Source organism: Sphingobacterium sp. UGAL515B_05, assembly GCF_033097525.1.
Lineage (GTDB): Bacteria > Bacteroidota > Bacteroidia > Sphingobacteriales > Sphingobacteriaceae > Sphingobacterium.
The window spans coordinates 709289-722585 of record NZ_CP109907.1 but is presented as its reverse complement, the minus strand read 5'-3'; the positions used below and the strand labels follow the sequence as shown (position 1 = coordinate 722585).

8 protein-coding genes are annotated in these 13297 nt (G+C 39.8%); 4 read left to right on the top strand and 4 right to left on the bottom strand.

The annotated features are described in order from the left end of the window. Positions 1–277: 277 nt before the first annotated feature. Positions 278–1276, bottom strand: coding sequence for a beta-ketoacyl-ACP synthase III (locus OK025_RS02810; RefSeq protein WP_317668267.1), 999 nt, complete (start codon positions 1274–1276; stop codon positions 278–280). A gap of 303 nt (positions 1277–1579) precedes the next feature. Beyond that, positions 1580–3013 (bottom strand): PLP-dependent aminotransferase family protein, encoded by a 1434-nt coding sequence (locus OK025_RS02805; RefSeq protein ID WP_317668266.1) that lies wholly within the window; start codon positions 3011–3013, stop codon positions 1580–1582. Between the two features lie 219 nt (positions 3014–3232). On the opposite strand from OK025_RS02805, the gene OK025_RS02800 reads away from it, so the two are divergent. Both OK025_RS02800 and OK025_RS02795 read left to right on the top strand, forming a co-directional pair. Then, positions 3233–4390 carry an aspartate aminotransferase family protein gene (locus OK025_RS02800; protein WP_317668265.1) on the top strand — a complete coding sequence of 386 codons (1158 nt, stop codon included), beginning with the start codon at positions 3233–3235 and terminating at the stop codon, positions 4388–4390. Between the two features lie 135 nt (positions 4391–4525). Then, on the top strand, positions 4526–4939 hold the full coding sequence (locus OK025_RS02795; RefSeq protein ID WP_317668264.1) for an NUDIX domain-containing protein: 414 nt from the start codon (positions 4526–4528) through the stop codon (positions 4937–4939). 15 nt (positions 4940–4954) lie between these two features. Here the strand turns inward: OK025_RS02795 and OK025_RS02790 are convergent, their stop codons facing one another. Both OK025_RS02790 and OK025_RS02785 read right to left on the bottom strand, forming a co-directional pair. Further along, the gene (locus OK025_RS02790) at positions 4955–5482 is read right to left on the bottom strand and encodes a hypothetical protein (protein ID WP_201666079.1); all 528 of its coding nucleotides are present in this window, start codon (positions 5480–5482) and stop codon (positions 4955–4957) included. Between the two features lie 114 nt (positions 5483–5596). Further along, positions 5597–8770 carry an AsmA-like C-terminal region-containing protein gene (locus OK025_RS02785; protein WP_317668263.1) on the bottom strand — a complete coding sequence of 1058 codons (3174 nt, stop codon included), beginning with the start codon at positions 8768–8770 and terminating at the stop codon, positions 5597–5599. Positions 8771–8931: 161 nt separating this feature from the next. Here OK025_RS02785 and OK025_RS02780 point away from each other — a divergent pair, with 161 nt between their 5' ends. Both OK025_RS02780 and OK025_RS02775 read left to right on the top strand, forming a co-directional pair. Continuing rightward, positions 8932–10293 carry a sensor histidine kinase gene (locus OK025_RS02780; protein WP_317669753.1) on the top strand — a complete coding sequence of 454 codons (1362 nt, stop codon included), beginning with the start codon at positions 8932–8934 and terminating at the stop codon, positions 10291–10293. A 382-nt stretch (positions 10294–10675) separates the two neighbouring features. Continuing rightward, the gene (locus OK025_RS02775) at positions 10676–13279 is read left to right on the top strand and encodes a zinc-dependent metalloprotease (RefSeq protein WP_317668262.1); all 2604 of its coding nucleotides are present in this window, start codon (positions 10676–10678) and stop codon (positions 13277–13279) included. The last annotated feature ends 18 nt before the right edge of the window (positions 13280–13297 follow it).

Genomic DNA, 13297 nt, shown 5'->3' with positions numbered 1-13297 from the left:
CAAACATTATGGGGACTTTATTGGAAATTAAATCGGACTTTAGACGCTTTTATCCGAATGAGGTCCCTATAAGGTCCCTATAAGCTCCCTATAAACTCCCCATTATTTGTTACTTTCTTCTTCACAGTGCTGCCTGTAAAAAGAGGATAGCTTCGATTCTTCTTGCGCAATGGCGAAGCTGTTTTTGGTAGCGGGAATTAAAGAAAAACCCCAGAAATCATTGATTCCTGGGGTTTCATTTTAGTGTGAATTTATGACGACTAAAGTTTTTGATCGCTTAAATCATCCATTTAAATATGCTGGCTCCCCAAGAGAAACCTGCACCAAAGGCGGTTAACATGACTAAATCACCGGTATTTAATTTTTTAATATTTTGCCAGATACATAGTGGGATCGTGGCAGCAATGGTATTTCCTAGGTATTCGATATTACTTAACGCTCTATCTTCTGGTATATTAAGACTACGCCCAACGGCATCAATGATGCGCTGATTAGCCTGATGTGGGATTAACCAATTGATATCTTCAATCTGTAGGTTGTTGCGTTGCAAAACCGTATTGCAGGCATCGCTCATAGACTGCACAGCATGTTTAAATACAGTTTTACCATCTTGTTTCAGGAATCTGTTGTCGTTAACAGGAAGATTGCTGTCGATTGGATACAAAGAACCGCCGGCTTCAATTTTTAAAAATTCTTTTCCCGCTCCATTGCTACATAGATAGGCATCCATAATTCCACCTTCTAAAGATGGCTCAAGCCATATCACACCAGCGCCATCACCGAAAAGAATATTGGTTGAACGGTCTTTTAAATCGACATAAGTACTGATGTTGTCGGCTCCGACTACGAGTACATTTTTATAACGTCCAGTCTCAACGAGAGCAGAAGCCATATCTAAGGCATATAAAAATCCAGAGCAAGCAGCATTGACATCAAAAGCCCAAACATTGGTAAGACCTAATTTTTCTAAAATGATATTTGCTGTTGCCGGCATCGGCATATCAGGTGTCGAAGTCGCCACAATTAAGGCATCCACATCGTTCAGATTTTTATGATATTGTGTTGCCAAATCTTGTATAGCTTTTACAGCCATGTCTGATGTGGCAAGATTTTCATCTAAAATTCTCCGCTCCTTAATACCTGTGCGTTTGATAATCCACTCATCGGATGTATCGCAAAACTGCTCTAAATCTGTATTTGATCTTTTATTCGGTGGAATATATCCGCCAATACCAGTTATTGCTGCATATGGCCTGCTGGGTATTCTCTCAGTCATAAATTAATGTACTCTATTCTCTCTCTTTATATAGCTATCCTATTAGGAATTACTCGTGTGTTTTTTGCGCCGTAAAACTACGGTTAATTTATGCGATTAATAAGTGAAAAAATTGATTTTTGACAAAATAATTACGTTTATCAGCATTTTTAACTGTTTTTTACGTATTGCCTATACTAATCTTTTAATCGGTCTTTATGGGGCGGAATTAAATATTGAATGTGCTTGTTTTTTCGAAATTTTAATCTAAAGAAGTTCGTCCAAATTGGAAAATAGTCTAGTTGCTTTTTGTGTTTCAAACCATTACGTGGAGAGTTTTGCCTGTTCCAAAAGTTCAGCCAAAATGACTATTCCTTCTTCGATTAATTCCTCTGATAAGGATCCGTAGCCTAGCCGTATTCCGCCAAAAGCATTTTCTCTGCTGTAGTTTTCGGGATGCGGTATATGTACTGATTTTTCCTTTAATTTTTGGAATAAAAATGCCCAGTCGATTTGATGTTTAAAAGATAGCCAAACCGCCAATCCCCCTTGTGGAGAAGTGTAGTTCACATGATCCTGCAGATGTTTGTCCAATTGGGCGATCATAAAATCACGTTTCCTTTTGTAAAGCTGTGTTGCTTTTCGGATATGTCTACGAATTGTTCCATCCTGAATGAGTTCCAGTACAGCTTGCTCCATAATATTGTCTCCTTGGATATCGATGATGTAGCGAAGTTCGGTAATCTGCTGGAGCAACTGCTCGTTTCTCGTTGCAAGATAACCGATACGGAGTGCTGGTGCGACAACTTTGCTCAGCGTACCAATGTATACTGTATTGATCAGCTCCTGCTGTGAAGCGAGCGGATAATAGGGAACTTGTTCAAAATGAAATTCGTAGTCGTAATCATCCTCAATGATCGTAAAGTTATATTGGTTGGATAATGCTATTAATTGTGATCTCCGTTCTTTGTTTAATGTGACAGTGGTTGGATATTGTCGATGTGGGGTAAGGTATAGCGCCTTAATATTGCTCTTTTTCAATAAATGAGGTAGCAATTCTTCAACGATAAGACCATTGGTATCTACGGGAATAGGAATCAATTTCGCACGGGCTTTTTCAAAGATCTTCCAGGCTGAATGGTATCCAGGAGACTCCACAAAAATATAATCATTGGGCTGCAATAGGCATTGAGCGACCAGGTACATGGCCATTTGGCTTCCACGACTGATACATAGCTTATTTTTATCGATGTGCATGTTGCGTTCGATGTTGAGCATATTGGCGATTTCTTCACGAAAATCTAGATGACCTCGGGGATCGGCGTATCCCATCATTTTCCAACGTGCGCTGCGTTTAAAAATTTGGCGATAGGCCCGTCCGAGCTGTTCTACCGGGGCAATCTTACTGTCTGGATTACCGTCATCGAATATAATGCGTGTGGGTGGCTGATGATCAGATAATTCGATCTTTTGTGCAACATATAGGTTCGAGCCATAAGGTAATTGGGCCGCTACAAATATACCTCTACGTGCTTGACTAACCAGCCAGCCTTCGCTCAACAGCAACTGTATGGCGTCAATTACCGTGTTTCGGTTTAATTTTAGTTGGGCTGCAAGAGATCTGCTACTCGGTAAGGCCGTTCCCTTCGGCAATCTACCTGATTGAATATCAGCAGCAATGTTATCCGCTATTTGGATGTAAATCGCTTTTGAAGAGGATCTGTCAATATCTATCGTTAAATTCCAAGGTCTAAGCATGAGCCTGTTGTATCCGGTAATTGTTCAAATATACAATTGTTCTGCAGGATTAAAATACATTTGATAGATGGTGCATGAGCAGTGCTGCGCTATTCTATTTAAGATGAGTTATTTTGTTTATTGCCTGTGTCGGCTGGACTAGGAATAAATAACCATCTTGGACTAGGAATGGAAGGGGATTTAAGTGGATTTTTGAGTTTTACTAATTCTAAGTCATTCATGAAACCATTTCCCGTTTTTGAGAAAGTTGATATTGCGATCGAACGAGCCCTTGGTTGCTTTGTCTATGATAAACAGCAACAGGCCTATCTAGATCTCTATGGTGGTCATGCCGTTATTTCTGTTGGGCATAGCCATCCGCATGTTGTTGAGCAAACTATCCAACAGATGAACAAAATAGGATTTTATTCAAATGCAGTTACAAACGATCTTCAGGATCGTTTGGCCCAACGCTTAGGTAATGCCTGTGGCTATCCGACCTATGCTATTTTTTACAGTAATTCGGGAGCTGAAGCAAATGAAAATGCACTGAAGTTAGCTTCGTTCCATACGGGAAGGAGGAAAGTATTGGCGATGTCCAATGCGTTTCATGGGAGAACTTCAGCTGCGGTTGCGGCAACGGATATCCAGTCAATTCGTGCACCAATAAATGAAAGTGAACAATTTATCTTTACACCTTTCAATGAGATCTCCAGTTTGAAAAAACAATTGGAAACGGAAGAATATTGTGCGGTCATTATTGAACCTATTCAAGGAGTAGGGGGAATTCATCGGGCAAGTCCTAGTTTCTTACAGGAAGTAAGAGCAATCTGCACGAAAACTGGGACTATGCTTATTTTGGATGAAATTCAATGCGGTTATGGGCGCACGGGACTTTTCTTTGCACATCAGCATGCTGGGATAGAAGCCGATCTAATTACTGTGGCCAAAGGGATTGCAAATGGGCTGCCGATGGCGGCGACAATTATTTCGCCTAAAATAAAGCCGGTCATAGGACAATTGGGGACTACTTTTGGCGGCAGTCATGCGGTCTGCGCGGCGGCTCTGGCTGTACTTGAAGTAATTCAAAAGGAGCAATTGATTGATAATGCCGCAGCTGTAGGTGAATTTTTGTTGACAGAATTAAGAAAAATTCATGGCGTGAGTGAAGTTAGGGGGCAAGGTTTGATGATTGGCGTAGAGTTTGAAAACGATATTCGACATCTGCGGAAAGAATTGCTGTTTTCTGAAAAGATTTTTACAGGATATGCAGGACGCTATACGCTCCGTTTATTACCGCCGCTGTGTTTTACCATGCATCATGCGGAGACTTTTTTGAAGAGTCTACGGAAGCTTGTGCTCAAAGATAAACTAGCCCATGCTGTTTCGGGATATTGATTAGCCTCTCTATTGATTTTGTGCAAAGTTTTAATGAAGGATTCTCCAAATTAGCTGTCGCGCTTTGATAAATGTCGTAAAAGAAGTAATTTCACATCTAGCGTATTTAATCAGTAATAGCTTATAATACATTTCATGACAACAACAAAATGTTTGCCTACAGCGGGTTTAGTGAGTATTAAGGAGGATAAATTATTATTAGCGTATAGCAACAATAGAAAGGCATGGTATCTGCCGGGGGGAAAGATTGATGCGGGGGAGGAAGCTCTGCAGTCCCTTCGTCGTGAGATTTTGGAGGAGCTAAATATCAATCTGGATCCGGATAAAATATCCTATTATTGCCATGTTACAGCCCCGGCATATGGGCTTGTGCCAGAGGTTATCATGGAACAAGATTGTTTTTTGTATCCATTAACAGAACAGATCGAACCCAGTAATGAGATTGGCGCCGTTCGTTATTTTTCACACCAAGAGTACCTGGAAGAACCGATCCAGGTCATTGGCGTTTTGCATGTGTTTGACAAGTTGAAGGCTGACGGCTTGATTTGAAAAACCCTGTCGCTTCTAGATGCCGTAGCCTTCATTGAGACAGCTTATACCTTTTGTGTCTTTTAAAGGAATAATTTTCTGGCTTTTGGTATCCATGCGCCATGCCTTGACGATTTTGTCGAAATATTCTTTGCTTTCATCGACCCGGCTAATGGCTATAATTTCACTGTTTGGTTTGTCACCTTGCTTGCAGTTGCATAAGCTAAGCTGCTCGTTGGACTTCAGTTTTTGGATATTGATGGTATCCAAAATCTTGTATTTGACTTTACCTTTGCTATCATCGGGTAATAATTCCTCTAAAATACAAACACCATTTTTGGCATTTGTAAAATAGCCGGCAGCAAAGCGATAATCGCCCTGTGCATTCTTGTCGGTTTCAATAAGTGCGCCAGTTGTGTAGGTATAAGATTTTAATTCAGCAATTTCGTTGATCTCACGGAATACTTTCCCATATAAGGGATTTTTCTGATCGTTAACGGTATTGAAACTGGACCAACTGCAGATGGATAGAACCGCAAGGGGTATAATTAGTATGTATCTCATAGTTTTCATCAATTAAAAACGTTATTAAGTTAACAAATCTTTCTGTTAACTTAATAACGTTTTTAATTGAGCACTATTGTGTCGACTGGATTTACTAAAAAACTAATTACGCGTTTACTTAGTCTGTGTTTCTTGCACTTTTTGAGATTCTTTATATACTTTACTGTCCTCGTCATCCATGTCCATGTCGAGATCCTCTTCTTTGTATTTTCCCATTTTTAAGTGAAAGTTATCTGGAGTGCCCGTAATTCGCATAGGTATCCCAAAGATTCCAAAAGGAGGTAAGCCCAGTCTAAAACCCAGGTTCATCCGTCCGTCTAAGGTTACTTGACCTTCAAAGCGGGGCCTGAATCCCATCATTTTCATTTTCGTGCGTTCGATGGTCATCACATTATTTTTGATATGGGATTTAATAACAACTTTTTTTACTTCGCCATCCTTCAATTTTTCTTTGGAAGTAGATTGACTAATTCCATTGAGTAGTTTGAAGCCTCTGAACTTAATCTGATTTAGTGTTAAGGATCCCTCGCCGACGATAGAAGGCATTATAGGTTGCATATTGCCATTCAATAGACCACCCAATTTGTAATCCAATGAAACAAGACCATAAGCATTTTTGGCAGAGCTAACCATTTCTCTGAACATCGGTATTTCTTTGTAAGCGCGTTGAATATCAAAGCTGTCGGCTTTCACCGCATAATCAAAACTTGCTCTACGTGGATTTATGGGACGATAACTTCCGTTCATATCTACTTTTAGTCCCGCGAGTTCAAAGTTTGTTTTATTCAGTGTCATCTTACCTTCTTTTACCTGTAGGTCTCCTTTGAAATCTTTGATATTCATTTTGTTATATGATATGGCGTTGACAAGCCCTAAGACCTGAACGTCCAAATTTTTGGGGAGAAGAACCACACCGCTTTCGGAGTAGCTTGCTGTTGTAGACGAACTAGGGCTGGCAAAAACCATGAAATCATCCACATTGATTTTCTTGCTGCTGAGTGTAAATTGACCTTTTAACGGTGCTTGACTACTTGTTGCATAATTAATAATATTGTTGAGATATCCTTTGATGGAAATATCATTCTTAGCATAGGCAACCAGGAATTTATCGAAATTCATTTTCTCCTGATTGAAACTGAAGTTCCCACTTCTAATTGCAATAGGCTGTGGAAGCATGTCGGACTGAACTTGGATATTTCCAATACTTAACCGACCGCTATTTTGGAGTCGGTTATAATGACCATTGGTGGCATCGCTCTGTAAGCCTTTTAAACTGAAATCCGTATAGATAAAGCCATCGACATTGGTACCATCCAATGCAAAGAGTTTATAAATAGGGCCGAGATTGAGCTTACCCTTGGACTGTATGTTGTATTTGATGTTATTGAAGTTCTTGAGGTCTGCATTCAAGAAAAAAGGTTCACCAGCAAATGTAAATGATACTGGTAGAATTTTGACATTCAGATCTCGAAGTGAACCTTTTTCGCTATTGACAAAAGCTTCGACCTGAATATTTTCCATCGGGATAGGATAATCATTTGACTTGATTAACCCATTCTTCATCACGATGGACGTATTGGTTTCGGGAAAAATGTTTCGCTTGAGATCCACATAACCTTTTGCTATCAGGTTGACATCCACCAATCCGGCCAATTCGACTTGTTTAATTGGGTAGAAATTTTTGATATCTGCTAAATTAAATGATGCCTTTAAATCCGAATTGACTGCAATTTTATTAAAATCTGTTATTGAAATAAATCCTTTTATATAGTTGTTAAGTGCCTGAACAGAAATGTCATGGATTGCTATTGATGCACTTTTTAACTGGCCATCGGGATCCTTTGCTTCTAGACGATAGGCAATTTTGTCCAATCCCTGTGGGAGCTTAGCCAATTTGAATTTACCATCTACGAGTGTATTTTTGATATCAAAAGTAGGAATGGATGCGACGTATTCCTGTTCGCGCTTTTGGAGCCCTACCTTGCGAACAGCTTTGGCGTATGTGCCGTCGATTTTTGCGTCAAGATTCCACTTTCCACCGAAAGAAAAATCGGGAAACTGTAGCGAGGCATGGAGTTTATCGAGATTAAGATCACTTTTTATGTTGGCATGCACGGTTACAGGGTGTAAACCCGCAATGTTGCCCTGTGCATTGAAATAGCCTGAAGCAACTTTAAAGTCAAATTGTTTAAGATCAATTTGTAGTGAGTCTGGATTCAGTGCCGGCAAGTCTATCCGTAATTTTGCATTCCAGTCTGTTAGCGGATTGGTGGATTGTTTATACGCGAGAAAGCCATTGTTGACCATGAGCCCAAGTGAAAGATTAGGCATTTTGTTGTTGTCGACAATATAATCACCTTCTAGGTTAACAAAAACCTCAGATGTACCTTTCACGGAGAGGTCCTTGATCCAAGAGGCATAGCTATTTGGGACTAATGAAAGTAATTCGGCCAAGGTGCTTTCCTGTGATTTTAATTTAAAATCTAGGTGATAACCATGGGAAATAAAAGACAACAATCCACGGAAACGAACTGGTAATTGATTTATTTTAATATCATTTCGTTCGAAGACGAAGGATAACGTATTGGTATTGATCCGTGTTAGCAAATTGGCATCGATCGACTTTTTGTCCACATATAATTCATTGTCAAAGGAAAATGAAAAGGATTCAATTTTTGCACGTGTGTTCAAGTCAAAAATATTTGACATCAGATCTCCCTTACCCTCATATTCGAGATCTTTTGCCTCTATCTGAAGCGGAATGGAGCGGTCCTCATAATGGAGATTTGTTTTTTCAAGTTTAATTAATTGAAAAGCCAAAGCGCTACTTTCTGCATTATCTTGTGTTTTTGTTGAATCTGACGGGGTGGATTTATAAATAGAATAATTGGCATTTCCCATAGAATCAACCAAGATGTTGATCTTTCCGCTGTTCACGATAAATTTATCGATGACAATTTTAGATTTGAGAAGACTCATAAGGTCCACACCAAAACTGACTTTTTTCGCGGCGAGCAGCGTATCGTTTTTAAAAGGCTCGGCCCCTTTTAGTAAGACATCATCCATCGATGCAGTAAGCAAAGGGAATTGATCAAAGAAGGTTAATCTTACTTTTGAATAATTTAACTCACCAGTAATATGCTCGTTTACGAGTGATTTGACCTTGCTATTTACTTCATTTTCGAATATATAGGGAATAGATAATATGCTGATAACGAGTAGTACGACGATGCTTGTAAAAACGATAGCGATACGTTTCACAACTTTTATAAATGTTGCTTTTGACACTTTGTAATTTTTTGTGGTTACAAAAATCAGAAAATTATTATTAATCTTTATTAAATGCGCCATTTATTTTGGTTAGCTCTTGGAATATGTCGTTTTTCATTGACAAAAGGCTGGGTTAGAGCTTTCTTATGAACTTGTTTGCTAAAGCTTTGAAAATTTTGATGTATTTTTGCGCCGTGAAATTTCGATTTAAAAATGCCGAACAGAAAAATAGTATTATCCTGATTGTCTGTTTGTTGTTGCTGCTGCTGGTAGGAGGGGGATTGCTCGGTGTTATCCATCATAAAGTTGATCGTCTTAAGAAAAGAATATTGATCGATTTTGCGGATGAGAATATGTTTCTTGTCAAAAAGCAATTGGAATTGCTACAGCAGGATCTGTACCTTTCTGAAAAAAAAATATTGGAACAACCCACGTTTGATCCAAAGGAAAGTGGTGATTCCTTATTGGTCATTATCCCGGTCGGCCAACCTGATTATATGAGCCATAGGATGCTAACATTGTTACGGACACGAACAATAAATCATCGGTTATATCATATCTATATGGATATCGAAAAGCTGAATGCTTATTTTGCAAAGCTCAATTTCGGAAGGCGGGCTTATTTTGAGATCTATGATGACCGCGGCATCTGTGTTTATTCTCCTGATAATCGAACATGGGGAAAGAGAAATACTTCCGCTGTGTCAAAACAGGGACAAATTGTTCAGTCAGATTTTCTGCAGCTGGACGTGATGGTTAATTCGTATCCCTGTAACATTCTGTTTGTTGGTGGTGAAATCAAGGTGTATGTTCTCTTGTTGAGCATTGAAGAAGAAATCCAGGAACTGTTGACCTATAGTATCTTGCTCGGGGTGGGGTTAATGTTGGTGGCGATGGTATTGATCTATTTCAATGTTATGGAGCGACGCAAGATTCAACAATTGAAATTGCTGGCCCTGAAGCAGGAAAATGAATATACGCAGATGCGTCTCGTACAATTGCGACAACAGATCAATCCACATTTTCTATTCAATACATTTGGGTCGCTTCAGTACCTGATCGGAAAAGACGATGAACTGGCCAAGTCTTTTATTGGAAAGATGACCAAGGTTTATCGTAAAATGTTGCGTACAGATGAGGCAGAATGGTCTACGCTAAGGGAGGAACTGGAATTGGCCAAAGCCTATTTCTTTTTGCAGCAGGTGCGGTTCGGCGCGGCATTGCAGGATATGGATATAAATATTCCAAGAGAATTATTAGAACAGAAAATTCCACGTTTAGGTTTGCAAATGCTGATTGAGAATGCGATAAAGCATACACGCATTTCGATAGAGAATCCGCTTACTATTCGTTTAATCTATATACCCGAAACCAACCTGCTGGAGGTTAGCAACAACTGGCAGCCCAGACAGGGTGCAGAGCTTGAAGGTGAGGGGTACGGGCTCAATTATTTGTCATCCATCTATAGTTACTATGCCATGGCAGGTTTTCATTTCGGGATAGCGTCGGGGCAATTTATTGTGCGATTACCACTCGCATAATGCTGTATATGAATAATGAAATTGGAGGTGTCTACGTATTCATGTTTTTATAGTGCGTGTTCATCACTCTGAACGACGTGTTCATCCCTTTATGTGTTATTCTGTACAATATTTTTAACAAATTTGGCTCTTAATCCAGCGGTTTTAGTTTGTGATTAGCCTAATCTTATCCCATAAAATGCCAAGGTCTTTATAAAGTGCAACTTATGATTGACCTCCATGGAATAGATGCAATTACTTTCTGATTCAACATCCGAAGCTAAAACAGGCTTAGGATCAACAATGGATTTTCGGTTGATGTTACGTCGTCACCAGTGAAAAACAAATAGAATGCCACGAGCTCATTTATGCCTTTGAAAGCGAGCTCAAAAATAATTATTTGATGAAAAACACTTATACTAAGCTAGCCATTGGTCTTTTATTTTCGGCGGGTCTAATGCAATCTTGTTCTATATTGCAAACAGTAGGTTTAAGAAAAAAAGAGACGGTTACTTCTGCCAAAGATTCTACGGCAAAGAAAGATTCTACAGCTGCATACGACAAATTGTTGAAAGATGCGCGTGTGGATAGTGGAATGTTTACTGTGATCCGTAAAGAAAACAACTACTACTTTGAAATTCCATTGAAAAAGATGGGGCAAGATATATTGTTGATCCAAAAGCTATCTTCTGTACCGTTGGCCTTGAATGAGGCTGGGGTAAACAAAGGGATGAATTATGAAAATAAGGTCATCCGGTTTACACTTCGCAAAGAGAAGAAAGAGGTGTGGGTTTCGGAGATTAAGCCTCAGGTTGAAGTCCCTAAAGGTGACGCAATAGCCGCTTCGGTATATGATAATTATCGCCCTTCTTATATTGAATCTTTTAAAATTGAAAGCTATTCAAAGGATTCAAGTGCCGTGGTGATCAAAGTCAACAAAGTATTTGATGGTTCAGAAAAAAGCTTTACGGATGTGTTTACGTCTTTGGGTTTGGGAACTTCACCTAAAACGAGTATATCTACCGTTGAAGACATTAAATCCTATGCGAATAATATCGTTGTGAAGTCTGTATTCTCTACCAAGGTGACTGAAGGTAATGAATCTGTACCGGTTTCTTTAGAAATTACAAGTAACCTTTACGAATTGCCTGAAAATCCTATGGTTGCGCGGTTTGCAGATCCAAGAGTAGGTTTCTTTACTTCACCACGGTGGTATTTTAATGATAAACAACAGGAACTGGATAAGAAAAATCTGGTCAATCGCTGGCGTTTAGAACCGCGTGACGAAGATAAAGCGCGGTATCTGAAAGGGGAGTTGGTCGAACCAAAGAAACCGATTGTCTTTTATTTAGATCCGGCGACACCAAAACAGTGGCGACAAGCGATCATCGATGGAGTTCATGATTGGCAGGTTGCCTTTGAAGCTGCTGGTTTCAAAAATGCAATTCTGGCCAAACAACAGCCGGATAGTGTCAAATTTGATCCCGATGATGCCAATGTTTCCTCGATCGTTTATGCAGCATCTGCTCAGGCTAATGCCATGGGACCTTCTGTGGTCGATCCGCGCTCGGGGGAGATCCTTGAAGCCGATGTGATCTGGTGGCACAACGTCATGACGATTTTAAATAGCTGGATGCGTATACAAACAGGTATAGTAGATACATCGGTACGATCCAATGTGTTTTCGGATGAAAAAATGGCACATGCTATTCGCTTTGTTTCTTCCCATGAAATTGGGCATACCTTGGGTCTTATGCATAACATGGGCTCCTCGGCAAGTTTTCCTGTTGATTCATTGCGTAGCAAAAGCTTCACCGCCAAAATGGGTGGGACTGCTCCTTCAATTATGGATTACGCTCGTTTTAACTATGTGGCACAACCCGAAGATGGTGTGGAACAGATCACTCCCGTGATCGGTGCTTACGACAAGTATGCTATTGGCTGGGCTTACCGTTGGTATGGCAAAACGCAACCTTGGGATGAAATTCCTTTGTTGAGAAAGGAAATTGACAGCCATGTACATGATCCTATTTACCATTACGGTGAACAGCAAGATTCTAAAAATATCGTTGATCCGCGGGCTCAGTCGGAAGATCTTGGTGACGACGCGATGAAAGCTGGTGAATACGGCATGCTGAATCTGCGTCGTATGATGCCTAATATTATCAACTGGACCACTAATGTAGGTGATGATTACTACCGTGCCGGTAAATTATATATGGGTGTAGTCGGACAATGGTACGCGTATGCGGACCATGTCTTAAATAATATCGGGGGTATATATCTGGAAAATGCAGTTTTGGGTGATCAAAAAGATGCCTATAGTCCAGTACCAAAAGACAAACAAGTGCGTGCTTTGGAATACCTCAAGAAGAATGTCTTTTACATGCCCGAGTGGTTGTTCGTCCCAGAGCTGATGGCAAAAACTTTTCCATTGAAAGATTCTCCAATAGGACCATTTGAGTATGCTCCTTATAACTTACAGCGTGAATTTCAATACGCTATGTTGTATAAACTGGTCAATGATGAACGTTTGCTGCGTATGGTTGAGATGGAAAATCTTTTTGGAAGTAGAAAAGCATGGAGTGCACCTGAGTTTCTAACTTCAGTACGTCAGACGATCTTTGCTAAAACCATCAGTGGACAATCGTTGGATCTTAAGACACGGATGCTACAACAAAACTATGTGGATGTTCTGATGGTATCTACCAATAAATCCATGGAGAAATTAAATGCGAAGAAACTGGCAGGCATTGAGCAACTGGTTGAAGCGACACAACCTGATCTATGTTTACATCCGCAACATGCATCCTCTTCACAAACGGGACTTCGGAATGTACATGTCACTGGCATGATACGCACTTCCGATATGTTGACCTATAAACGTGCTGAACTATATGAGATTTACCAGTTGCTGAAACAAAAGCAGGGGACAGGTGACGCGACTACAAAATCGCATTACATGGATCTTTTACTACGTATTGCAAATACCTTAGAATTAAACTAATATATTAACATCTACCAA